Here is a 22,843-nt window from a genome sequence, read left to right as displayed (position 1 = left end):
ACTGCCCGCCCTGCTCAGATCTTGGAGGCGACGAGCTTGACCAGGTCCGCGAGGCGGTTGGAGTAACCCCACTCGTTGTCGTACCAGCCGACGACCTTGACCTGGTTGCCGATGACCTTGGTCAGCGGCGCGTCGTAGATGCACGAGTGCGGGTCGGTGACGATGTCGGCCGACACGATCGGGTCGGTCGAGTACTTGAGGATGCCGGCCAGCGGGCCCTCGGCGGCGGCCTGGTACGCGGCGTTGATCTCCTCGACGGTGACCTCGCGCTTGAGCGTGACGGTCAGGTCGGTGGCCGAGCCGGTGGGGATCGGCACGCGCAGCGCGTAGCCGTCGAGCTTGCCCTTGAGCTCCGGCAGCACCAGGCCGATGGCCTTCGCGGCACCCGTGGAGGTCGGCACGATGTTCAGCGCGGCGGCGCGGGCACGGCGGAGGTCGCTGTGCGGCGCGTCCTGCAGGTTCTGGTCCTGCGTGTACGCGTGGATCGTGGTCATGAGGCCCTGCTCGATGCCGAAGCTGTCGTTGAGGACCTTGGCGAGCGGCGCGAGGCAGTTCGTGGTGCAGGACGCGTTCGAGATGATCGTCTGCGACCCGTCGAACTTCTCCTCGTTCGCGCCGATGACGACGGTGAGGTCCTCGTTCTTGGCCGGCGCGGAGATGATGACCTTCTTGGCGCCGCCCTCGTCCACGTGCGCGCGGGCCTTGGTGGCGTCGGTGAAGAAGCCGGTGGACTCGACCACGACGTCGACGCCGAGGTCCTTCCAGGGCAGAGCGCCCGGGTTGCGCTCGGCGAGGGCCTTGATGACCTTGCCGTCAACGGAGATGCCCTCGTCGGTGACCTGCACGTCCGCGTCCAGACGACCGAGGATGCTGTCGTACTTCAGCAGGTGGGCCATGGTGGCGACGTCACCGAGGTCGTTGAACGCGACGATCTCGATGTCGTGGCCGCCCGCCCTCACAGCGCGGAAGAAGTTGCGCCCGATGCGACCGAAACCGTTGACACCTACACGAACCGTCACGACTGACTCCTTGCGTTCAGCTTGGTAGGAACAAGCCCACCCTATCTGCCGAACTGCGTCCCTGGTCACAGGGATAGTGAGTATCTCTTGATCGAGCCAGAAAATCCCAGGTCGGTTAGGCCGTTCGGCGGCGCAGCGCGCGGAGCATCCAGAGGTACGCGCTCAGCTCCTCCGCTGCTTCGGCCGCGGTGCGGCAGGCCTCCGGCCCCGTCTCCCCGGCGCCGGGTCCGACGACGGCGTGGATCCGGGCGAGCCACTCGTCCACGACGAGGCGGTCCTGGGGCGGCACGAGCGAGGACGCGGCGTCGGCCGCGGGTCTGGTCTGCGGTGTCATGGGCCGATCCTGACGACGTGCGGGAGGAGCCTTCAATACCCCGAAACAGCGGGTGTTACGGGCCGTTACGGACCCGGTACGGTCAGGGGTCATGACGGCCGACGCCGCCTGCGTGACATGTGGAAACCCGCTCACCGACGCGGTTCCCGGCCGCCGCTACTGCTCGAACGCGTGCCGCCAGCGCGCCTACCGCGAGCGCGCCTCCGGCCGGGACGGGGCCGACCGCCCCGACTCGTCGCTGCCGGCGCCCCTGGACAGCTTCGTGGGCCGGCGCGACGAGCTCGCCGCGCTCACCCGCACCGACTCGGACCGGCTGGTCTCGCTGGTGGGGCCGGCCGGCGCGGGCAAGACCAGGCTGGCGATCCAGCACGCGAGCAGGCGCGCCGACCGGACGTGGTGGGCGGCGCTGGCCCCGGCGTCCGACGCCGTTCAGGCGATCTACGCGGCGGTGGGCGCGCACCCGTTGCCGAACCACTCGGTGCGCGACGCGGTGGTGGCCGAGGTCGAGCAGCACCGCCGCCCGCTGCTCGTGCTGGACAACTGCGAGCACCTGCTGGCCGACGTCGCGTCCGCGGTCGCGGAGCTGCTGGCCCGCTGCCCGCGGCTGCGCGTGCTGGTGACGTCGCGGGAACCGCTGCACCTCGCCGGGGAGCGGGTCTTCGCGGTCGGCGAGCTGGACCTGCCGCCCGCCGGCGCGGACGTGGCGGAGGCGCTGCGGCACGACGCCGTGGCGCTGTTCCGCGACCGGGCGGTGTCGGTGGACCGCTCGTTCGAGGTGGACGCCGCGAACGTGGCCGACGTGGTCGCCGTGTGCCGTTCCCTCGACGGCATGCCGCTGGCGATCGAACTGGCCGCGCGGCGCGTCACCGTGCTCTCCCCCGCCGACGTCCTCGCCCGGCTGGGCGACCGCCTCGCGTTGCTGACCGGTGGGCCGCGCGCCGCCGACGACCGGCACCGCACGCTGCGGGCCGCCATCGGCTGGAGCTACGACCTGCTGTCCGAGCAGGAGCAGGCGGCGTCGCGGCTGCTCGCGGTGCTGGGCGTGCCGTTCGACCTCGGGGTGGCGAGCGCGGTCTGCGACGTGCCCGACGCCCTGGACCTGCTGACCGGCCTGGAGCAGAGGTCGCTGCTGGTGGTCGACCGGGTCGGCGGCCACACGACGTTCCGCCAGCTCGAGTCGATCCGCCTCTACTGCTACGACCGTGCCATCGCGCACGGCGAACTCTCTCTCGTGGCCGACCGTGTCGTCGAGTGGGTGTGTTCGGTCGTGGAGCCGGAGATCTCGTCGTTCTTCCCGTCGCCGCCCGTGGTGCTGCGCCTGGACCGCAACGTGGGCCTGCTCGGCCTGGCCGCGGCGCGCACCGCCGAGACCGGCGACTGGGCGCGGCACGCCCTGGCGATCGTCGCGACGGCCTGGACCTCCACCCCGCGAGGCCCGCGCGGCGCCCCCACCGAGCTGCTGCACCAGGCCCTGTCGAGACCGTTGCCCGAACCGCACCGCAGCGTCCTCTCGGTGCTGGCGGCGATGCACCACCGCCTCCGCGGCGGCTGGCACGTGACACGCCGCTTCGCCGAGGAGTCCCTGGCGATCGAACGGGCGGGCGCCCGCCGCCCCGGCACGACGGCCCGCGCACTGGAGGTGCTCGCCTCCGCCGAGGCGCACACCGGCGACCCCGCCCTGGCCTGGACGTTGTTCGATGAGGCGGCCGCGCTGCTGCAGGACTCCAACGACAAGCTCGCGCGCGCCATCCTGCTCAACTCCTACGGCTGGACGTTGCTACAACACGGCTATGCAGACCGTGCGGCGCCTCTGGTCCGTGAGTCACTGACGCTCACAAGGCTGATCGGCCTGCCGCACATGCTGAACCCGGTCCTGCACACCGCGGGCGCGATCGCGTTGGCGCGCAAGGACTTCCTGGAGGCCGTGGACCTGTTCCGGGAGAGCCTGGAGGTCGGCTCCGAACACCCGATGGACCAGTACTACGACCTGGAAGGCCTCGCCCTGGGCCTGGTGGGCGTGGGCTCCGACGACGAACGCGCGCTCTCGCTGCTGACGTCCGCCTCTCTCGTGCGCACTCGTTACGACTTCCGCGCCGAGCCGTACTGGCAGGCCCTTCTGGACGAGGCGCGCACCACGTGCCGTGAGCGCATCACGGCCAGCCGCCTGCGCGCGGCGGAGTCGACGGGCGAACGGATGTCGCTCGCCCAGGCCATCTCCTACGCCCTGACCGAGCAGCAGCACGCCGAGTCCGAGGACGGCCTGATCTCCGCGCGCGAACTGCACGTGGCGACGCTGGTCGCGGAAGGCCTGACGAACCGCCAGATCGGGCAGCGGCTCGGCATCTCCCCGCACACGGTCGCCCGGCACGTCACGCACGCGCGCTCGAAGCTGGGCCTGCGGTCGCGCGCGCAGCTCGCGGTGTGGGCGGGCCGCCACGCGCCCTGACTCACCGACCACGTCGCACCTATCACAATCCGCGACGCAAGCAGAGCACCCTTACCCGATCGAGCTACCATCCACGCTTTGAACGCGGACACGTTCCGCTGAACTTCGCTACGAGGAGTCACGCGGTGGCGACCATGTCCGCCGAGCGCCCGGTCACGGCGCCCGATCCTGCGGCACGCCCACAGCACGCGCTGCGAGGCGACATCCAGGGCCTGCGTGCTCTCGCCGTCGGCATCGTGCTGCTCTACCACCTGCGGCCGTCCTGGCTGCCGGGCGGTTTCGTCGGCGTCGACGTCTTCTTCGTGATCTCGGGCTTCCTGATCATCGGGACGCTCACGAACGAGGTACGCCGCAGCGGCACGGTCAGCCTGCGCGCCTTCTACGCGCGCCGCATCCGCCGCCTGCTACCCGCGGCGACCGCGGTCCTGCTCGCCACCGTCGCCGCCACCGTGCTGCTGCTCCCGCAGTCCCAGTGGCCCAAGATCATGCGCGAGGTCGTCGGTTCCGCGCTGAACGCGCAGAACTGGCTGCTCGCGGTGCTGTCCAACGACTACGGGCACGCCACCGCCGGCGCCTCCCCCGTCCAGCACTACTGGTCGCTGGCCGTCGAGGAGCAGTTCTACCTCGTCATCCCGATCCTGTTGATCGCGACGGCCGCTCTCGCCCGCAGGTTCAACGGCGGCAGGGTGCGCTATGCGGTGGTGGCCGTCGCTCTGGTGACCGTCGCCTCGTTCGTCTTCTCCGTCGTCTACACGCAGCTCGACCACGGCGCCGCCTACTTCGTGACGCCCACCCGCATGTGGGAGCTCGGCATCGGCGGACTGGCCGCGATGGTCCTGCACCGAGTGTCCCTCGGCCGCGCGGCCCGGGAACTGCTCGGCTGGCTGGGTTTCGCCGCTGTGGCCTTCAGCGCCTTCTACTACACGACCGACCTGCAGTTCCCCGGCTGGGTGGCCGCAGTGCCGGTGCTCGGCACGGCGGCGATGCTGGTCGGCACGGAGACGCTGCTGGGACGCGTGCTGAGCCTGCGTCCGATCCGCTACGTCGGCGACATCTCCTACAGCCTCTACCTGTGGCACTGGCCGGTCATCGTGGTGACGCTCGAACTGAGCGACAACGAGCGGCTGTCGAAGAAGGAGATGCTCTTCGCCGCGGTGCTGAGCTTCGCGCTTGCGGCGGTGTCCAAGAGGTTCATCGAGGACCCCTTCCGCCGGAACAGGTTCGGCCGCCTCCGCGGCACCTACGCCTTCGGCGCGGTGCTCGTGGTGGTCTCCGTGATCGCCGCCGCGGTCCCCTGGTACACCGCCGAGCGCAAGCTCGACCGCCTGGCGAGCAGCATGATCCTCGACGCGGACCACCCCGGTGCCATGGCGATCGACGCACGCAGCCCCCAACCCGCCCCGGCCGGTGTCCCCCTCGTGCCGGACCCCGCCGTCGCGAACGAGGACGGCCCCTACGGCGGCAGCGGCGACGGCGACTGCCACGTCTACCAGCTGTCGTTGCCGAAGACCGCCTGTTCCTGGGGCGACGACTCGGCACGAAAGACCGTCGTGCTGCTGGGCGACTCGCACGCGGCGCAGTACAGCACTCCGCTGATCGACTTCGTGCAGGGAGCCGGCCGCGGGCAGTGGAAGCTCAAGGCCATGACCCGCAACGGCTGCCCTTTCACCACGGTGCCCCCGTCGGAGGCGGGCTGGCCGTTCACCGTCTGCTCCGACCAGAACGCCGCCGTCCTGAACCGCGTGAAGGCGCTCAAGCCCGACCTCGTCGTGCTGTCGGGCATGAGTCGCGAGGCCTACGCCGCCGACCTGAAGTGGACGTGGAACTCCCGCGAGGACATGCTGCGCGGCTACCGGGACATGCTGGGAGCCCTCTCGGCCGCCAACATCCCGACCGCGGTGATCAAGGACCTGCCCAAGCCGAACAGCCAGGTCCCGCGCTGCCTCGAACGCAACAGCGACGACACCGCGACGTGCGGCACCCCGCGAGCCGAGGCGTTCGCCGGGGAGGGCGACCCGCTCGTCGAGGCGGCGGCCGCGCACCCCGACACCAAGATCGTCGATCTGACGCCGTGGTACTGCGTCGGGGACGTCTGTCCCGCGGTCATCGGCAACGTGGTGGTCTACCGGAACAACCACGTGACGAACCTGTACTCGCGCACGCTCGCCACGCCGTTGCTCGGCCAGCTCGGGATGATCTGATCCCGGAGCCGGCCGAGCAGCTGGTGTCCTAGACCTCTGCTTCGAGCATCTCCGCCGTGACCGCGGACTCGGTGTCCGGCATGCCCAGGTCCTTGGCCCGCTTGTCCGCCATGGCCAGCAGACGCCTTATACGACCGGCCACCGCGTCCTTGGTCATCTGCGGGTCGGACAGCTGGCCGAGCTCCTCCAGCGACGCCTGGCGGTGCGCGAGGCGCAGTTGCCCGGCGGCCGCCAGGTGGTCCGGGGCCTCCGGGCCGAGGATCTCCAACGCGCGCGCCACCCGTGCGGCCGCCGCGACGGCCGCGCGGGCCGAGCGGCGCAGGTTCGCGTCGTCGAAGTTCGCGAGGCGGTTGGCGGTGGCGCGGACCTCGCGCCGCATCCGCCGTTCCTCCCAGGCCAGCACGCTGTCGTGCGCGCCGAGCTTGGTGAGCATCGCCCCGATGGCGTCGCCGTCCCTTATCACCACGCGCTCGGCCCCGCGGACCTCGCGCGACTTGGACGAGATGCCCATCCGGCGGGCTGCTCCGACCAGGGCGAGGGCCGCCTCCGGGCCGGGGCAGGTGATCTCCAGCGACGAGCTGCGCCCCGGTTCGGTGAGCGAGCCGTGCGCGAGGAACGCACCGCGCCACGCGGCCTCGGCGTCGCACACGCCACCGGACACGACCGGCGCGGGCAGGCCGCGCACGGGACGGCCGCGCGGGTCGAGCAGGCCGGTCTGCCGGGCGAGACCCTCGCCGTCCTTGACCACGCGGACGACGTAGCGGGTGCCCTTGCGCAGGCCGTTCGACTGGATCGTGAAGACCTCGGCGTGGTGGCCGTAGAGCGCCTGGATCTCCTTGAGCAGCCTGCGGGCCGCGGAGCCCAGATCGAGCTCGGCCTCGACGACGACCCGGCCGGACACGATGTGCAGGCCGCCGGCGAACCTGAGCAGGGAGGACACCTCCGCGCGGCGGCAACAGGTCTTGGATACCGCGAGCCTGCTCAGCTCGTCCTTGACCGCCGACGTCATCGCCACGGGCTCGTCCCTCCCACTCCGGTCTCCTCGACCACTTGCCTCAGGCAACCGGCGAGCGCCTCCGGATCATGCCTTTCCGCGGCGTCCGGTGCGGCGATCTTCGCCAGATGCGTTCGCGCCCCCAGTGCCGAGGCGGCTCGCGTCAGCCGGTCCGGGGTCGGGACCGAGTCGACGTCGGCGATCACCGCGTCCACCTTCAGCTCGGGTGCGTGTTCGCAGACTACGTCCAAATGCCGCTCCGGAGAGAAACCAGCAGTTTCACCCGGTTGGGGGACGAGATTGAGCACGAGCACCTTCCTGGCCCGCGTGCGCACGAGCGCGTCGAGCAGTTCGGGCACCAGCAGATGCGGCAAGACGCTGGTGAACCACGATCCCGGCCCGAGTACCACGACATCGGCGTCAAGTACAGCCTGTACTGCTTCCGGACAGCCCACAGGTCGCCCGTTCGGGGCAGTCAACCTGATCCGCCGCACGAGCCCCGGCGTGGTCGCGATGGCGACCTGCCCCCGGATGCGCCGCACGTCCTTCTCGTCCTCGTCGAGCCCGGTGACGTCCGCCTCGATGTCGAGCGGGTCGTTCGACATCGGCAGCACCCGGCCCTTGACCCCGAGCAGCCTGCTGGTGAGGTCGAGCACCGCCACGGGGTCGCCGAGCTGCTCCAGCAACCCGGCGATCACCAGGTTGCCGACCGCGTGCCCCGCGAGCGCCCCCGTGCCGCCGAACCGGTGCTTGAACAGCGACGTCCACAGCCGGCTCGCCTCGTCCTCCCCCGCCAGCGCCGCCATGGCCTTGCGCAGGTCACCAGGCGGCAGCAGGTGCTGCAACTCACGCCGCAGACGCCCCGACGACCCCCCGTCGTCCGCGACGGTCACCACGGCCGTCACGTCGTCGGTGACCCTCTTCAGCGCCGTCAGCGTCGCGTGCAGCCCGTGCCCGCCACCCAAAGCAACAGCTTTCAACTTCGTCACTCACGTCCCAGATCCCTGTGCACGACCTTCACGGCCGTGCCGTCCTCGCTAGCCAGCCGCGCGGCCAGCTCTTCGCTCAGGGCCACACTGCGGTGCTTGCCGCCCGTGCACCCGATCGCGAGCGTCAGGTAGCGCTTGCCCTCACGCCGGTACCCGGCCCCGATGAGCCTCAGGAGCTCGTGGTACCGATCAAGGAACTCGTCCGCGCCTTCCTGGGACAGCACGTAGTTGCGCACCTCACCATCGAGCCCCGTCTGCTCGCGCAGTTCCGGGATCCAGAACGGGTTGGGCAGGAACCGCACGTCCATGACGAGGTCGGCGTCCATCGGCAGCCCGTACTTGTACCCGAAGCTCAGCACCGTGACCCGCGTCCTGGACGCCGCCTCGCTGCCGAACGTGTCCTCGATCTTGGCGCGCAGCTGATGGATGCTCAACGCACTGGTGTCGACCACCAGGTCAGCTTCCTGCTTGAGCGGCGTGAGCAGGATCCGCTCGGCCTCGATGCCGTCCTGCAACCGCCCATCCCCCTGCATGGGGTGACCGCGCCGCACCGCCTCGAACCGCCGGATCAGCACGGCGTCCGTGGCCTCGAGGAACAACACGCGGGGTTTGTACCCGCGCGCGTCCAGGTCCTTGATGATGGAGGCCAGGTCCTCGGTGAACGCGCGGCTGCGCACGTCCATGACCACGGCGACCCTGGTGATGGCCCCGCGCGCCTGGGCGCCGAGCTCGACCATGGTGGCGATGAGTTCCGGGGGCAGGTTGTCCACGACGAACCAGCCGAGGTCCTCCAGGCACTTGGCCGCGGTGCTGCGGCCCGCACCGGACAGCCCGGTCACCACGGCGACTTCGATGCCGGACTTCTCCGCGTTCACGACTACGACTCCGTTACCAGTTCATGAGCGTGCTTCTGCCACGCTCGCGTTTGCTCTCGTTTGCACCCGTTCGGGCAAGCGCGACGCCGGGGCCGCGTCACTGTGGGGCGCCCCTCCCCCGAGTCTCCCCCGGATCGGCGCTCAGGTGCGGCAGGTTGGACGAATGAGACGCTACGTGGCGCGGCGATTCTCGCCACCCGGACGGGTGAAGCTTGTCCTGATTCACGCTTGGCTGCGTCTTGTGGGTGTCACGAAACCATGGTCGTCTTCGCCGCGACAGAAGGAGGGAGCACGCGGGTCGGAGCTACTCGTGCTTGGGGCTCGGGCTCGTGCTGGTTGAGGCTGTGGGGGGTTGGGCTGGGGCTCGTAGGGGCTGTTGGGTGGGCCGCTCGGATTCGGTGGTCGATGGGGCTGCTTGAGCTCGGTGGACGGTGGGCCGGCCGGTGGTGAGCTGGGCAGCTCGGCTGGGCAGCTCGGCTGGGCAGCTCGGCTGGGCAGCTCGGCTGGGCGAGCAGCGCGGGTCGCGCAGCCGGTGCCGCGGACCATCAGCTCGCCGCCGGGTAGCTCGCCTGGTACGTGAGCCGCTGGTCGGCACCCGACGCGAGTCGGGTCAGTTCGTCGTCGGGCGCCATGAACACCTCCCACGGCTCCTGGGCGGCGGCCGCGGCCAGGTGGTCGGTCACGAGTTGTTCCAGGCCTGGGACGCGTTTGGCCTTCCACACCTTGTCCGCGAGGCTCACCAGCAGTTCCTCCAGGCTGGTGCCGGGTTCGGTCCACGACGCGTGCGTTCGCGCGAAGCGGGCCAGCCGCTCCTCCACGCCACGTTCGCGCAGCAGTGCGTGGCCGGCTGGTTCGTGTTGGGAGCCCGGACCGGACAACTCGTTGGGGTGCAACACTTTTCCGACGTCCTGGGTGGCGGCGCCGTAGCGGATCGCCTGCTGGTCGAGGGTGATCGACGGGTGGTTGTGCTCGACCCAGGCCGCCAGCTCGCAGGCCACGTCGTGGACTGCTCTCAGGTGGGCCACCAGGCGTGGTGGTGCCTGGAGGTCGGTCAGCAGGGTCTCGACCTCGGGCGGGAGTCGGCGCAGGGGGACGTCCTCCGTCATGGCGCGCTGGGCCAGGAGTGCGGCTTGCTCGGGCACGGGTCCACCTTTCCGCGGCTGGCGCGCGAGGACGAATCGGCTGGCGTACGAGTGCGTTCGGTCAGCGACGGCTGGACGGGACCGCTTCGTCACCGCGGAACCGTGGGGTGAGGAAGCCGGCTGGACCCGGCACCTGGGTCCAGCCGACGCGGTCTTGCGGGTAGCGGACCTCGCGCCGTCGAGATGCGAAACTGCCTGTGTGACAACGGTTTGAGCGCGGACCGCTGGCGCCCACGCGTCGGGAGCGGTCAGGGTTTGGTGGCTGGTGGCGCCAGGGTGGCCACCACCGCTTCCGCGGTACGGCGGCCCACTCCTGGCACGTCGCTGATCTCGTCCACTGTGGCCTGGCGGAGTTTGCGGACCGAGCCGAAGTGCTTGAGCAGCGCGGCTTTGCGGGTTTCGCCGAGGCCTGGGACGTCGTCGAGCTCCGAGGTGGTCATGCGCTTCGAGCGCTTTTGGCGGTGGTAGGCGATGGCGAAGCGGTGGGCCTCGTCGCGGACTCGTTGGAGCAGGTACAGGGCGTCGCTGGTGCGCGGGAGGATCACCGGGTCCTGTTCGCCTGGGACCCAGACCTCTTCCAGGCGCTTGGCCAGGCCCACCACTGCCACGTCGGTGATGCCCAGTTCTGCCAGGACGTCGGAGGCTGCTGCCGCTTGCGGGCCGGCGCCGTCCACCACCAGGAGGTTGGGTGGGTAGGCGAACTTGCGGGGTTTGCCGGTGTCCGGGTCTATGCCCGGGTTCGGGCCGCCCGAGGCCGTTTCGCGGAGCATCGCCTGGAAGCGGCGGCGGACCACCTCGGCGATCGAGGCGACGTCGCCTTCGGTGGCTGCTTCTCGGATGGCGAAGCGGCGGTACTCGGACTTGCGGGCCAGGCCGTCCTCGAAGACGACCAGGGACGCGACCACGTCGGTGCCCTGGACGTGGCTGATGTCGATGCACTCGATGCGCAGCGGCGCTGTGTCGAGGGCCAGGGCGTCCTGGATCTCCTGCAGCGCGGCGGAGCGGGCGGTCAGGTCGCCTGCGCGGCGGAGCTTGTGCTGCGCGAACGCCTCCGAGGCGTTGCGGGCCACCGTTTCCATCAGGGCGCGTTTGTCGCCTCGTTGGGGGACGCGGAGGGCCACGCGGGAGCCCCGTTGTTCGGACAGCAGGTCTTCGAGGGCCGCGGCGTCGTCCGGCAGGACCGGGACGAGGACCTCTCGCGGCGTGCTTTCGGTGTTGTCGCCGTAGAACTGCATGATGAACTGGTCGACGATCGCGCCGTCGTCGACGGCCTCGACCTTGTCGAGCACCCAGCCGCGCTGGCCGCGGACTCGGCCGCCGCGCACGTGGAAGACCTGGACCGAGACCTCCAGCTCGTCCTGCGCGAACGCCATCACGTCGGCGTCCGTGCCGTCTCCGAGCACGACGGCCTGCTTCTCCATCGCGCGGCGGAGGGCGCCCAGGTCGTCGCGCAGGCGCGCGGCCCGTTCGAACTCCAGCTCTTCCGACGCCTGCAGCATCTCGCGTTCGAGGCGGCGGACCATGTTGTCCGTCTTGCCCGCCAGGAAGTCGCAGAAGTCGAGCACGATGTCGCGGTGCTCGTCGGCCGACACCTTGCCGACGCACGGCGCGGAGCACTTGTCGATGTACCCGAGCAGGCACGGGCGGCCTATTTGGTTGTGGCGCTTGAAAACGCCCGCGGAACACGTGCGCGCGGGGAACACGCGCAGCAACAGGTCCAAAGTCTCGCGGATCGCCCACGCGTGCGCGAACGGCCCGAAGTAGCGCACGCCTTTCTTGCGCGGACCGCGGTAGACGTGCAGCCGCGGGTAGTCCTCGTGCAGCGTGACGGCCAGCACCGGGTACGACTTGTCGTCGCGGTACCGGACGTTGAAGCGCGGGTCGAACTCCTTGATCCAGTTGTACTCGAGCTGCAGCGCCTCGACCTCGGTGGTGACGACCGTCCACTCGACGGAGGCCGCCGTCGTCACCATCTGCCGCGTGCGCGGGTGCAGCCCGGACAGGTCCGCGAAGTACGAGTTCAGCCTGCTGCGCAAGCTCTTCGCCTTGCCGACGTACACGACCCGGCCACCGGCGTCGCGGAACTTGTAGACGCCGGGAGCCTCAGGAATCGAGCCCACAGCTGGGCGGTACGTCGAGGGATCTGCCACGTCGTCCAGAGTATCGACGTGGTCTGACAAAAACAGAAAGGGTCAGGTCAGGACCACCTGGTCACCGTCGACCTTCACCGCGACCGCCTTCAGCCCGGTCGTCGCCGGCCCCTTCTTCACCGCGCCGTCCGCGGCGCCGAACTGACTGCCGTGCGAGGGGCAGGTGATGGTGCCGCCGGACGGTTCCGCGACCATCGAGCCCTGGTGCGGGCACGTCGCGTCATACGCCTTGACCTCGGTGGCCGAGATGCGCGCGACGACGATCTTCTTGCCGCCGGGGGCGTCGACGACCGCGCCGCCGCCCTCGGGCACGTCGGCCAGCGCGACGAGCGCGGTACCGGCGGTCCCGGCGGACCCGGTCGATCCCGTGGGGGTCGAGCCGCCCTGGGTCGGCGCCGAGCCGGACGAACCCGTGGAACTGCACGCCGTCACGAGTCCGCTGGGCACGGCGAGGGCAACCGCGATTCCGCACAAGGCCGCCCGCCTGTTGAGCAGGCTTTCGGTGTTCACGACCGATCCTCCGTGGTGGTGGGTGTTCGGGGTCACACCACAGCATTACGCGAATCGGTCGGCCAGAGTTCAGCGAGAAGCGCGATCAACAGGAAACGCACAGGTGTCAGCCGAGCACCAGATCGTCCCCGGAACGCACTAGAGCGACCTCGGTCAGTCCCGAAGTCGCAGGTCCTTTGCGGACGGCCCCCGTCTCGGGGTCGAACGTGCTCCCGTGCAAGGGGCACGTGACGACTCCGCCCGCCGGCGGGTTCACGAGGGAACCGACGTGCGGGCAGGAGGGGTTGAAGGCCCGGAATTCACCCGATCGAGGTTGCACGACGAGCAACTGCGCGTTGCCCGGCATGTCCACCAGCAACCCGGACCCGGACGGCACGGACGAGACGGGGACCACGCGGTCCCCCGGACGTGCCGTGCCGACACCGCCCGTCTTGCGAGGAGCGGGCTCACCACAGGCAGCGAGAGCGGCGGCGAGCCCGCACAACAACACCGATCGACGATCCACGAGCACCGATTATCGGCGCTGGTCCTCCGCGGCGGCCGTCCGGGCCAGCGCGAGCACGGCCGTGAACGGCGGGAACCAGTGCCGCGAGTGCGACGGCGGGTTCGCCCAGCGCAGCGATCCGTACCTGGTCATCGTGGGCGGCAGCGCGATCCGGTGCGGCGAGCGCACGAACTGCACCTCCGGCGGCGCCTTCAGGTGCGTCGGCAGCAGCGCCACGAGCTCGGCCAGGAAGATCCAGTGCTCGCGCGGGCCGGGGATCACCGTGACCGGTCCGGCGAGCATCCGCGACTTCAGGTCGGCCAGCACTCGCGACCCGATCCGCGCGGGCATCGCCAGGGCCGTCGTGGCGGGACCAAGGGGTAGGAACACGCCCTGCTCGGTGACGCTCACCTGCCAGCCGAGCAACCGGTAGCCGGCGACGGCTTCCCCGATCGCCCGTGCGTGTCCCCTGTTCTGTGGGATCCCGGCAGTACCGGTCTCCGCGGTCGTGAGGCTCATCGGCGGTTGTCCTCCCCGTTGGTGGGTCAGGCACTGGCCACGCCACGGGGATCGACCCGCAGCCTGACGTTGTGCAGGGTGCTTCTCACTTCGCGCCAACACCACTCGTCCGCTGCATGAGGCTCATGCAGCGGACGTATGAAGCTCATCCGCCGCACGGGGGCACCAGGACTGCGACACGCGAATCCATTACGTCTTATGCATGAGATGGATGGACTGACGATCACACCTCCGTACACTTGGAAAACGCTCAGTGACGGGGGCGAGGCCGATGGATGCAGCGAGACCCAGATCCAGACGCGCTTGCCCGTGTGGGGCGTTCATCGCCGCCGACAACCCCGATCGGCTGTGTCACCGGTGCCGCCGCAACGCTCGTGCGGACGTGCACGGACCACCCGAGGTCCCGAACGACTTCTGGGACCTCCCCGCGATCGCCGCCGCGTGCACGGACCGAGACATGGGTGCGCTGATCTCCGCGTACCGCCACCACCCGCAACACCTCAGCAGGGTCACGCAGGACCGCATGGCGGCGTGGCTCGGCATCAGCCAGGCGCAGTTGTCGCGTTACGAGTCGGGCGAGAACCAGATCGACCGCCTCGACCGGCTGCGCCACTTCGCGCAGGTGCTCGGTGTTCCGGGCGAACGACTGTGGTTCGACCGAGTCGTCATCCCAGCTCAGGCGGGCTCTCCCGACACGGGCCCGCCAGATGTGCTCGCCGCCCCCTGGGAGGCGACGAGCATTGCCCGTTCGGTCGAGGAGACGGCGAGGAGCGACTTGGCGATCAGCAGACGAGCGGCGCTCGCGGGAGCCGCCGCGGTGACGGTGGGGTCCGCCCTGGTCGATCCGCTGCAGCGGTGGTTGCACCCCCTGCAGAACCTGTCGAAGTGGTCGTCGCACTCGGCGATCAGCGAGGAGGAGCTCTTCGCGTTGCAGCGGGTGGCCGACGGGCTGCGCGGCTGGGGTGGCCGGGGTGGCTACGGCCTCGCCCGCAAGGCCGTCCTGGGGCAGCTCGACGAGCTGGCCGAGCGCCTGGGCAGGGCTCCGTCCGGCCCGACGACGGAACGCGCGTTCTTCATCGGCGCGGAGCTGTCGAAGGTGGCGGCGAGCATGTCGTTCGACCAGGGCCTGCACAACGCGGCGCAGCGCTACTACGTGCTGGCCATCCGCATGGCCAAGGCCGGTCACAACGACGGCTTCGCGGCGCTGTGCCTGGCCGCGATGGCGCGGCAGATGTTCGACCTGGGCCGCCCCGAGGACGGCTTGGAGCTCGTCCAACTCGGCCAGTACGGCACCCGCCGCACCGGCACCCCGACGTTGAAGGCGCTGCTGCTCACCCGCGAGGCGTGGGCCTACGCGCAGATGGGCAAGACCCGCGAGTTCCACCAGGCCGTGGGCATGGCGCAGGACAGCTTCGCCCAGCGGGACGCGGACAACGAACCGCGCTACCTGCACAGCTTCGACGAGGCCGAGCTGGAGGGCGTCATCGGCGCCCGCTGCCGCGACCTCGCCATGCACGACCCGTCCCAGGCCGTCTACGCCGAGCAGCACATCCGGCGGGCCCTGGAGTTGCGGGATCCGTCGAAGGTGCGCAACCGCGCCTTCGACGTCATCGGACTGGCGCGCACCAAAATGGTCGCGGGAGACCCGGAGGCAGCGTGCGGGTTGATCAACGAGGTCCTGCCGACAGCGGCGAAGCTCTCCTCGGGACGGGTCCTGCGCAAGCTGGAGGACTTCGCCAAGGAGGCGGCACGGCACCGCCACATCCCCGCCGTGCAGGACACCAGGGACGCGATCAGAGCGATACGGACCGCTTGATGCGCGTCGGCATCACCGGTCACAGCAACCTGGTCCCGGAGTGCGTGCCGGCCGTGCAGGCCGCCATCACGGACACCCTGCAGCAGCTCGGCACGAACCTGGTCGGCGTCACGTGCCTGGCGCCGGGAGCCGACCAGGTGTTCGCGCGCGCCGTGCTGGAGCTGGGCGGCGAGGTGGAGGTCGTCCTGCCCGCGCTGGACTACCGCGACCGGCTGAAGCCGCACCAGGTGGCCGAGTACGACGAGCTCCGCGCCGCCGCCACGGTGGTCAGCGTCCTGCCGCACATGTCGAGCGGGCGGCTGGCGTACGTGGCGGCGAACGAGCGCATGCTCGCGTCGGTGGACGTGCTGGTGGCGGTGTGGGACGGGGTGCCGGCGCAGGGCAAGGGCGGGACGGCGGACGTGGTGGAGCAGGCGCGGGCGTCGGGGGTGCCGATCGAGGTGGTGTGGCCGCCGGAGGCGCGCCGCAAGTCGTAGCGCGCCACAAGTCGGAGGGCGGGCTCGAGTCGGAGGGCGGGCTCGCGCGGGCAGCCGCTCTACGCAACAGGCGTGCCATCAGCCCACAGGCAGCGCTGGCCCCCTGATCAGATTGCCGGGGTCTGGGGCAGAGCCCCAGGGGAAGCACGCAACAGGAACCCGCCGCAAGCAAGGCGACCACGACGCAAAGCCGCGAAACCCACTAGGCCGAGTGAGGGAAGTTCGTCGGCAACCGGACCAACTCCCCTCACAGGCCTAGCCCCACCCCCACCCGAAGATCACGATTTCGGGGCATGGCAGCCGATCCGTTCGCCCGCCTGGCCGACCGCCAGCAGTCCCTGCGAACAGCCCTGAAAGCCCTCCAGGCCGCAGGCCCCGGCAGCCCGGACTTCCGAACACTCCTCACCACCACGAACGACCAGGTGGAAGCCGTCCTCCAGGCCCGCAGGGACGTGGAGGCCGCCCGCCTCACCACCCCCAACCGCGCCATCGCCACCGCCACGTCCATAGCCGCACTGGTGGTGGCGGTCGGCTGGTTCGACGCCTGGTCCCTGCTCTCCCTCGTAACGGCAGTGGCCACCGCAGCAAGCGTCCTGGTCGACCCGACCGGCAGAAGGATCTGGGAACCGCGAGCCCGGACGGCGGCGATCACCGCGGCGCTGGTGGCCACCCTGCTCACGCCCGTCATCAGCGGCTGGGCGACCCTCGTGACGGCAGCCGGCATCGGCTGGTGGGCCTGGAGGACGCTCAGGTGAACATCGACCCGGTCAAGGCGCTGGACGACAAGATCGAGCGGCTCAAGAAGGAGGTCAAGTCCCTCGAGACGCGCATCGACAACGCGCAGACCGAGGCGGCGCACCACCAGCTCGGCACGACCAACCAGGTCAGGGACACCACCCGCAAGCTCACCAAGACCGACGACCGGGTCACCGAGCTCGCGGAGAGCGTGCACCGGCTGGAGCGGCTCCTCGTGGCGTTGAACCGGAAGGTGCGGGCGAGCGAGACGCGGAAGGCCGACTTCGACGACTGGCCGGAGATCACGCCGGAGCAGGTCGCGAAGATCCTCAAGGGGCAGGAGGCGTACGCGCGCAGGACTTTCACGCAGCAGGAGGCCAAGGACACGCGCAAGGCCATCGCGGAGTACGACCGGAAGGCCCACGAGGCGTTGGAGGCCGCCGAGGCGCTCACGCACCTGCCGCCCAACGCGGAAGCGTTGTGGCGCAAGCACTACAAGCAGTGGCAGACCGTCCAGCACCAGGAACGGCCCCAGGCGCCGGACGACGACACGCACGCCAAGGACACCGTTGCCAAGTCGGCCGGCAACGAAGCCATCAAGCAGACGCGCGGGCACATCCGCGCGCGCATCGAGGACGCGGTGGCGCGGGATCTGCTGTTCCCGGCGTGGTTCGAGAACCTGCTGGGGCCTGCCGCGCCTCCTGGGCGGGCGGACGATTGGCTTTACACCGCAACGGATGTGGTGCTGTACCGGTTGTTGCACGGGGTCACCAGTCCGGCGGACGCGCTGGGGCCGGCGCCCTCCGAGGAAGGGCACCGCAAGACCCTGCACGACCGGCTGACCGGCGAGTGCGCGGAGTACCGGCGACCGTGAGGTGACCCGGGCAGGGCGCCTCTGCCCGAGCACTCACGTCACGCCAGCTCCAGGCTGAAACGTTGCTGCACGGCGTCCACCGCGAGCACCTTCACCCGCACGGAGGCACCGACCTCGGCCTGCTGACCGTGCAGCAAGCCGTGTGCCCCGGCGGGGTGCTCGATGAACGAACCGAAGGGAACGGTCGAGACGACCTTCCCCGAGAAGACATCACCAACGTTGGGAAGCATTGCGCATCACCTCCTCTCCCAGTGCGCATGTCCTACGAGCGAACACACGCGGGGGCGGAGGCCCTGATCAAGTCAGGGCCGGGCAACCGTTCCGCTCACGGCACGAGGCCGACCCGGCAGTCATGAGCGAAACCCTAGCCACCGCAGGCCGTTGTCCGCAATGGAATCTAGAATCCGTCACATGCTGGAGACGTCCGCACGGCTGCTGAAGCTGCTGTCGCTGTTGCAGGTGCGCCGCGACTGGACGGGTCCCGAGCTCGCCGACCGGCTCAGCGTCGACGTGCGCACGATCCGCCGCGACGTCGACAAGCTGCGCAGCCTCGGCTACCCCGTCACGTCGCTGCCCGGCGCGACCGGCGGGTACCAGCTCGGCGCCGGGGCGGAGCTGCCGCCGTTGCTACTCGACGACGACGAGGCGGTCGCCGTCGCGGTCGGGCTGCGGACGGCGGCGGGCGGGACCGTCGCGGGCATCGAGGAGACGTCGGTCCGGGCGCTCACCAAGCTCGAACAGGTGCTGCCGTCACGACTTCGCCGCCGCGTGCAGGCGCTGCAGACGCACACCACTCCCCTGACCGCGGCAGGACCGACGGTCGACCCGGAGACGCTCACGATCATCGCCGCCGCCTGCCGCGACCACCAGCAGTTGCGGTTCACCTACGCGCCGACGCAGGGCGAGCCCGCGAAAAGGCTCGCGGAGCCGCAGGGGCTCGTGCACACCGGCCGCCGGTGGTACCTGGTCGCCTGGGACGTGTCCAAAGAGGACTGGCGGACGTTCCGGGTGGACCGCATCACCGAACAGCCCACCCTCGCGGCACGGTTCACGCCGCGCGAACCTCCCGCGGAGTCGTTGGGGGAGTTCGTGTCCCGGCAGATCGCGTCCAACGTCTACACCCACCAGGCGGTCGTGACGATCCACGCACCCATGCAGGCAGTCGCCGAACGCACCACGCCCACTTCCGTTTCCCTGGAGCCGATCGACGACAACTCGTGCCTGATGCGCACAGGCGCCGAAGCGCTCGACCGGATCGTGTTCTACTTGCTGTACCTCGACCTCGACTTCGAGATCCACGAACCGCAGCACCTCAGGGAGCGCGTGGGCACGCTCGTCACCCGCCTCCAGAGGTCGATCGGAGCGCAGGCATGACCACGGACTTCGCGACGGCGGCGGACCCCTTCCGCCGGGAGCTGCTCGCGCACTGCTACCGGATGCTCGGCTCGCTGCACGACGCCGAGGACCTGGTGCAGGAGACGTACCTGCGCGCGTGGAAGGCGTACGGCAAGTTCGAGGGCCGCTCCTCGGTGCGCACGTGGCTGTACCGGATCGCGACGAACGCCTGCCTCACCGCGCTCGACGGCCGCACGCGCCGGCCGCTGCCGTTCGGCCTCGGCACCGAGGGCGCGACGGAGAACGACCCGCTCACCCAGGACCACGAGGTCCCGTGGCTGGAGCCGTTCCCGACCGACCCGGCGGCCATCGTCACCGAACGGGAGTCCACCCGGCTCGCGTTCGTCGCCGCCCTGCAACACCTCCCACCACGCCAGCGCGCGGTGCTGATCCTGCGCGACGTGCTGAGGCTGAGCGCCGCCGAGACAGCGGAAGAGTTGGAGATGACGGTCGCGGCCGTCAACAGCGCCCTGCAGCGGGCGCACGCGCAGCTCGAGGACCTGAGCGAGGACCAGGTCACCGAACCGGCGGAGGCCAAGGCGCTGCTCGACCGGTGGGTGGAGGCGTTCGAGGCCAAGGACATCCCGGCGATCATCGGCATGTTCGCCGAGGACGTCGTCTGGGAGATGCCGCCGTTCCCGCAGTTCTACCTCGGCCCGCGGATGGTCGCCTGGCACCTCGAGAACCAGTGCCCGGCCGTCCCGCACGGCGCGCGCATGATCGCCACCGAGGCGAACGGCCAGCCCGCCTTCGGCCTGTACCTCAGAGCCGACGACGGCGTGTTCCGCCCGTTCAACCTCCAGGTCCTCCAGCTGGGAACCGACCGGATCACGCGCGTCTCGTCGTTCTTCGACCTCAGTCTGTTCCCGAAGTTCGGGCTGCCTTCGACCGCATGAACTCGTCGCGCCCCAACGGCCTGTTCACGATCCGCATGTCACCGAGCCAGCCGTGCAGGGACTTCTCGACGACCCGGTTGTACGCGTAGGCGCCGACGAGCCACGGGTCGCCGGCGGTCGAGATGCCGCGCGCGGGCGTGGACGGGTTGCGCAGCAACGGAGAGCCGTCGACGTACAGGGTCGTGTGCACGCCGTCGTTGACCACGGCGATGTGCCACCACGTCTCGTAGTCCATCTCGTGGCCCCAGTTCGTGGAGATGCCGGGGAGGGTGCGCGGGAACACCGCCCACTGCAGCTGGCCGCCGCCCGCCACGTTCAGCGTCGCGATCGGTTCGCTCGGGTCATCCCCGGTCTTGCCGGCCGCCGAACCCGGCGCGAGCTTGGTGAACAGCCCGCACCACGGGTGGTCGAACCCGGCGGGCAGCTTGAGGAACACCTCGATCGTGTACCCGCGGTCGAACGTCTCACGGTTCACCGGCGCGGAGTCCACGGTGGACAGGTGGCCGTCCTTGCCGAAGTACAGCGACCGGTGGGACGGCGCGAGCCGGCTGTGGTCGTCCGACGGGGTCAGCGTCCCGACCTGGCGCAGGTCGTTCCCGTTGCCCGACAGGTCCTTCAGGCTCTCGCCGAGCCGCCAGTACGCGACCGTGCCGCGCACCAGCACGTCCCGCACGGGTTGCGGGGCGGGCAGCACCGGCGGGTCGAAGCGCGCGAACCGCTGCTCGAAGTCGATCGGCACGCTGAACCGGTCGGCCGGGCCGGTCAGCTCGGTCTCCTTGCGCTCCAACGGGTTGAGCGACTTCTTGCCGAGCAGCCACGGTGACAGCGTGCGGACGTCGATCACGCCGCGGTCGAGGTCGAAGTGGTAGAGGCGGATCATCGCGCCGCCGCCGTAGTAGCGGTCCTGGTAGTTCGTGATGTGCACGTGCACGTCGTTGCCGAACGAGTTGCGCAGGACCGTCCGCGCGGGCGGCCAGAAGTGGCCGTTCAACGTCAGGAACACCTGGTCGTTGTCCTTGATCAGCTCGTCCCACAGCCGGCGGCCGTAGTCGGACATCGCCGCGACCCCGTCACCGCCGTCGTAGACGAGTTCGTGCGTGGTCAGCACCACGGGCAGCGTCGCGTGCGACGCCAGCACCGAGCGCGCCCACTCGAACCCCTTGGCCGACATGCGCCAGTCCAGCGCCAGCACCAGCCACTCGCGGCCGCCGGCCCGGAAGACGTGGAACGAGTTGTACCCGTCGGCGCTCGACCCCCGGTACGTCGGCGAGTTGCGGAAGCGGCCCGGCCCGAACCGGTCGAGGTACGGCGTGCGGCCGCGCTGGTCGTCGAGGCGCGAGTCCGGCACGTCGTGGTTGCCCGCGAGCACGCTGTAGCCGACCCGGCGCCGGTCGAGCACCTCGAACCGCGCGCTGATGTCGTCGATCTCGCTCTGCTTCGCGTTCTCGACGAGGTCACCGAGGTGGCTGACGAAGACGATGTTCTCGGAGCGCTGCCGGTCGACCAGGTACTGCAGCGTGGCCTTCAACGGCGCGGAGTCGCCGCGGTCGAGGTCGAACATGTACTGCGTGTCCGGGATCACGGCCAGCGTGAACCGGCGCGCCTCGCGGTCGGGACGGCCGCCGACAGCGTTGTCAGCGGCGGCGGAACCGGGCGTGACCAGGGCGGCAGCGGCGGCGGTCGCACCGGTGCCGAGCAGGAAGGAACGGCGGGACGCGGTCATGGCGCGGAGCGTAGGTGCGCTCGGCCAACGGAAGGCGAACAGCGGTCGATAGCATCGCGAACTATGTCCTGGGGGTTGTTGGCGGCGGCCGGTGCCGTCGTCGCGTTCGGAGGTCTGCTGCAGGGCCTGATCGGGTTCGGGCTGGCGCTCGTGGCGGTGCCGCTGCTCGCGCTGCTGGACCCGGCGCTGGTCCCGGTGCCGGTCCTCGTCATCGCCTGCGCGCACGCGCTCCTGTCGCTCGCGCGGGAGTTCGGCCACGTCGACTGGCGCGGCGTCGGCTGGGCGATGCTCGGCCGGCTGCCCGGCACGGTCGTCGGCATCTGGATCGTCGACTCGCTCAACCCGAAGAGCTTCGGGGTGGTCGTCGGCGCGGCCGTGCTGGTGTGCGTGCTGCTGTCGGTCACGTCCTGGCGGCCGCGGCCCACCCCGCCGTCGCTGGTCACGGCCGGTGTGGCGAGCGGGTCGTTCGGCACGGCCACGTCGATCGGCGGGCCGATGGTGGCGCTGCTCTACCAGAACCAGTCCGGGCCGGAGGTGCGCGCGACGCTGGCCGCGTTCTTCACGCTGGGGTCGGCCGTGTCCATGATCGGCCTGACCGCCACCGGGAACGTGACCGCGCACCAGCTGTGGGCCGGCGTCGCGCTGATCCCGTTCCTGGTCGCGGGGTTCCTGCTCTCCGGGCCGTTGCGCAAGAGGTTCGACGCCAAGGGCATCAAGACACCGATGCTGGTCGTGGCCGGCGCCAGTGCCGTCGTGCTGATCGTGAGGAGCGCGCTGCTGTGAAGATCCCCGCCTGGGTCCTGCTCGGACTCGCCTCACTCGCGGCGCTGGCGGTCGTCTGGTTCGCCCCGATGGTCGACGTGTGCGCCCGGCCCGGCGCGGTCTGCGGCACGCAGCCGGACTGGTACACCGGTCAGGAGAGCTACGAGACGTTGCTCGGCGTCGAGATGAGCGCGCGTTTCGCACTGCAGGACCTCTACGACTACCGCCTGCTCTGGGCGGTGGCCGCGGTCGTGCTGGTGTGGGCCGCCGTCCGGCGCACCTGGCCCGCGTTCGCCACGGCCGCGGTGTTCGGTCTGGCGGTGTGGTTCTGGCCGGTGTGGTCACCGGCCGTGCTGCTCGGAGCCGCCGCGGGGGGGGGGGGGGGGCGGCGGCGGGGTGGGGGGGGGGGCGCGCGCCGGCGGCGGGGGCCGGGCGGGGGGCGCGGCGCCCCCCCCCGGGCCGCGGCCCCCCCCCACCGCCGTGGTGACGCTGCAGATGACCCG

22 protein-coding genes are annotated in these 22,843 nt (G+C 70.5%); 10 read left to right on the top strand and 12 right to left on the bottom strand.

Annotation, left to right across the window (positions count from 1 at the left end; all coding sequences use genetic code 11):
* Nucleotides 1-14: 14 nt before the first annotated feature.
* A complete protein-coding gene (gene gap, locus ABZX02_RS12155; protein WP_355297459.1) occupies nt 15-1,019 on the bottom strand; it encodes a type I glyceraldehyde-3-phosphate dehydrogenase in 1,005 nt (334 codons plus the stop codon).
* A 115-nt stretch (nt 1,020-1,134) separates the two neighbouring features.
* Nucleotides 1,135-1,353: a hypothetical protein gene (locus ABZX02_RS12150; protein ID WP_355297457.1), complete on the bottom strand. Its 219-nt coding sequence runs from the start codon at nt 1,351-1,353 to the stop codon at nt 1,135-1,137.
* Nucleotides 1,354-1,444: 91 nt separating this feature from the next.
* Between ABZX02_RS12150 and ABZX02_RS12145 the strand changes: the two genes are divergently transcribed.
* Together ABZX02_RS12145 and ABZX02_RS12140 are read left to right on the top strand one after the other, a co-directional pair.
* A complete protein-coding gene (locus ABZX02_RS12145) occupies nt 1,445-3,799 on the top strand; it encodes a LuxR C-terminal-related transcriptional regulator (RefSeq protein ID WP_355297456.1) in 2,355 nt (784 codons plus the stop codon).
* Between the two features lie 134 nt (nt 3,800-3,933).
* Nucleotides 3,934-6,000 carry an acyltransferase family protein gene (locus ABZX02_RS12140; protein WP_355297602.1) on the top strand — a complete coding sequence of 689 codons (2,067 nt, stop codon included), beginning with the start codon at nt 3,934-3,936 and terminating at the stop codon, nt 5,998-6,000.
* A gap of 28 nt (nt 6,001-6,028) precedes the next feature.
* Here ABZX02_RS12140 and whiA read toward each other — a convergent pair whose 3' ends face one another.
* The 8 genes from whiA to ABZX02_RS12100 form a co-directional block, all read right to left on the bottom strand.
* A complete protein-coding gene (whiA, locus tag ABZX02_RS12135) occupies nt 6,029-7,015 on the bottom strand; it encodes a DNA-binding protein WhiA (RefSeq protein WP_355297454.1) in 987 nt (328 codons plus the stop codon).
* Nucleotides 7,006-7,974 carry a uridine diphosphate-N-acetylglucosamine-binding protein YvcK gene (yvcK, locus tag ABZX02_RS12130; protein WP_355297600.1) on the bottom strand — a complete coding sequence of 323 codons (969 nt, stop codon included), beginning with the start codon at nt 7,972-7,974 and terminating at the stop codon, nt 7,006-7,008. Before yvcK ends, whiA begins: the two co-directional genes overlap by 10 nt.
* Nucleotides 7,975-7,979: 5 nt before the next feature.
* Nucleotides 7,980-8,858, bottom strand: coding sequence for an RNase adapter RapZ (rapZ, locus tag ABZX02_RS12125; RefSeq protein ID WP_355297452.1), 879 nt, complete (start codon nt 8,856-8,858; stop codon nt 7,980-7,982).
* Nucleotides 8,859-9,403: 545 nt separating this feature from the next.
* Complete coding sequence (locus ABZX02_RS12120; protein ID WP_355297450.1) at nt 9,404-10,000, bottom strand: phosphohydrolase; 597 nt, start codon at nt 9,998-10,000, stop codon at nt 9,404-9,406.
* A gap of 248 nt (nt 10,001-10,248) precedes the next feature.
* Nucleotides 10,249-12,150 carry an excinuclease ABC subunit UvrC gene (gene uvrC, locus ABZX02_RS12115; protein WP_355297448.1) on the bottom strand — a complete coding sequence of 634 codons (1,902 nt, stop codon included), beginning with the start codon at nt 12,148-12,150 and terminating at the stop codon, nt 10,249-10,251.
* A gap of 42 nt (nt 12,151-12,192) precedes the next feature.
* Nucleotides 12,193-12,660 carry a Rieske (2Fe-2S) protein gene (locus tag ABZX02_RS12110; protein WP_355297446.1) on the bottom strand — a complete coding sequence of 156 codons (468 nt, stop codon included), beginning with the start codon at nt 12,658-12,660 and terminating at the stop codon, nt 12,193-12,195.
* 106 nt (nt 12,661-12,766) lie between these two features.
* Nucleotides 12,767-13,165, bottom strand: coding sequence for a Rieske (2Fe-2S) protein (locus tag ABZX02_RS12105; protein ID WP_355297445.1), 399 nt, complete (start codon nt 13,163-13,165; stop codon nt 12,767-12,769).
* Nucleotides 13,166-13,174: 9 nt separating this feature from the next.
* Complete coding sequence (locus tag ABZX02_RS12100) at nt 13,175-13,663, bottom strand: hypothetical protein (protein ID WP_285641239.1); 489 nt, start codon at nt 13,661-13,663, stop codon at nt 13,175-13,177.
* Nucleotides 13,664-14,045: 382 nt separating this feature from the next.
* Between ABZX02_RS12100 and ABZX02_RS12095 the strand changes: the two genes are divergently transcribed.
* The 4 genes from ABZX02_RS12095 (at nt 14,046) to ABZX02_RS12080 (ending at nt 17,564) form a co-directional block, all read left to right on the top strand.
* Entirely contained in the window at nt 14,046-15,479 is a 1,434-nt protein-coding gene (locus ABZX02_RS12095; RefSeq protein WP_355297443.1) for a helix-turn-helix transcriptional regulator, read from the top strand.
* The gene (locus ABZX02_RS12090; RefSeq protein WP_355297441.1) at nt 15,479-15,955 is read left to right on the top strand and encodes a hypothetical protein; all 477 of its coding nucleotides are present in this window, start codon (nt 15,479-15,481) and stop codon (nt 15,953-15,955) included. Before ABZX02_RS12095 ends, ABZX02_RS12090 begins: the two co-directional genes overlap by 1 nt.
* A 293-nt stretch (nt 15,956-16,248) precedes the next feature.
* Nucleotides 16,249-16,710 (top strand): hypothetical protein, encoded by a 462-nt coding sequence (locus ABZX02_RS12085; RefSeq protein ID WP_355297440.1) that lies wholly within the window; start codon nt 16,249-16,251, stop codon nt 16,708-16,710.
* Nucleotides 16,707-17,564 (top strand): hypothetical protein, encoded by an 858-nt coding sequence (locus ABZX02_RS12080; RefSeq protein ID WP_355297438.1) that lies wholly within the window; start codon nt 16,707-16,709, stop codon nt 17,562-17,564. The genes ABZX02_RS12085 and ABZX02_RS12080 overlap by 4 nt, the downstream gene beginning before the upstream one ends.
* A 38-nt stretch (nt 17,565-17,602) precedes the next feature.
* On the opposite strand, the gene ABZX02_RS12075 is transcribed toward ABZX02_RS12080, so the two are convergent.
* Nucleotides 17,603-17,794, bottom strand: coding sequence for a S1 RNA-binding domain-containing protein (locus ABZX02_RS12075; protein WP_355297437.1), 192 nt, complete (start codon nt 17,792-17,794; stop codon nt 17,603-17,605).
* A gap of 181 nt (nt 17,795-17,975) precedes the next feature.
* Between ABZX02_RS12075 and ABZX02_RS12070 the strand changes: the two genes are divergently transcribed.
* Both ABZX02_RS12070 and ABZX02_RS12065 read left to right on the top strand, forming a co-directional pair.
* Entirely contained in the window at nt 17,976-18,938 is a 963-nt protein-coding gene (locus tag ABZX02_RS12070; protein ID WP_355297435.1) for a YafY family protein, read from the top strand.
* On the top strand, nt 18,935-19,855 hold the full coding sequence (locus ABZX02_RS12065; protein ID WP_355297434.1) for a sigma-70 family RNA polymerase sigma factor: 921 nt from the start codon (nt 18,935-18,937) through the stop codon (nt 19,853-19,855). Before ABZX02_RS12070 ends, ABZX02_RS12065 begins: the two co-directional genes overlap by 4 nt.
* Here ABZX02_RS12065 and ABZX02_RS12060 read toward each other — a convergent pair.
* A complete protein-coding gene (locus ABZX02_RS12060; RefSeq protein WP_355297432.1) occupies nt 19,815-21,578 on the bottom strand; it encodes a LamG-like jellyroll fold domain-containing protein in 1,764 nt (587 codons plus the stop codon). The genes ABZX02_RS12065 and ABZX02_RS12060 overlap by 41 nt on opposite strands.
* A 63-nt stretch (nt 21,579-21,641) precedes the next feature.
* Here ABZX02_RS12060 and ABZX02_RS12055 point away from each other — a divergent pair, with 63 nt between their 5' ends.
* Entirely contained in the window at nt 21,642-22,361 is a 720-nt protein-coding gene (locus ABZX02_RS12055) for a sulfite exporter TauE/SafE family protein (RefSeq protein ID WP_355297430.1), read from the top strand.
* Nucleotides 22,358-22,843, top strand: a 486-nt coding sequence (locus tag ABZX02_RS12050; RefSeq protein ID WP_355297429.1) for a hypothetical protein, incomplete at its 3' end; no start/stop codon positions are given. The genes ABZX02_RS12055 and ABZX02_RS12050, both read left to right, overlap by 4 nt.

Origin of the sequence: Lentzea sp. NPDC003310 (assembly GCF_040610935.1) — a bacterium.
In the GTDB taxonomy this organism is placed as follows: Bacteria; Actinomycetota; Actinomycetes; order Mycobacteriales; family Pseudonocardiaceae; genus Lentzea.
Note: the sequence above shows the minus strand (reverse complement) of the source record. Positions and strands in the feature narration are given on the sequence as shown.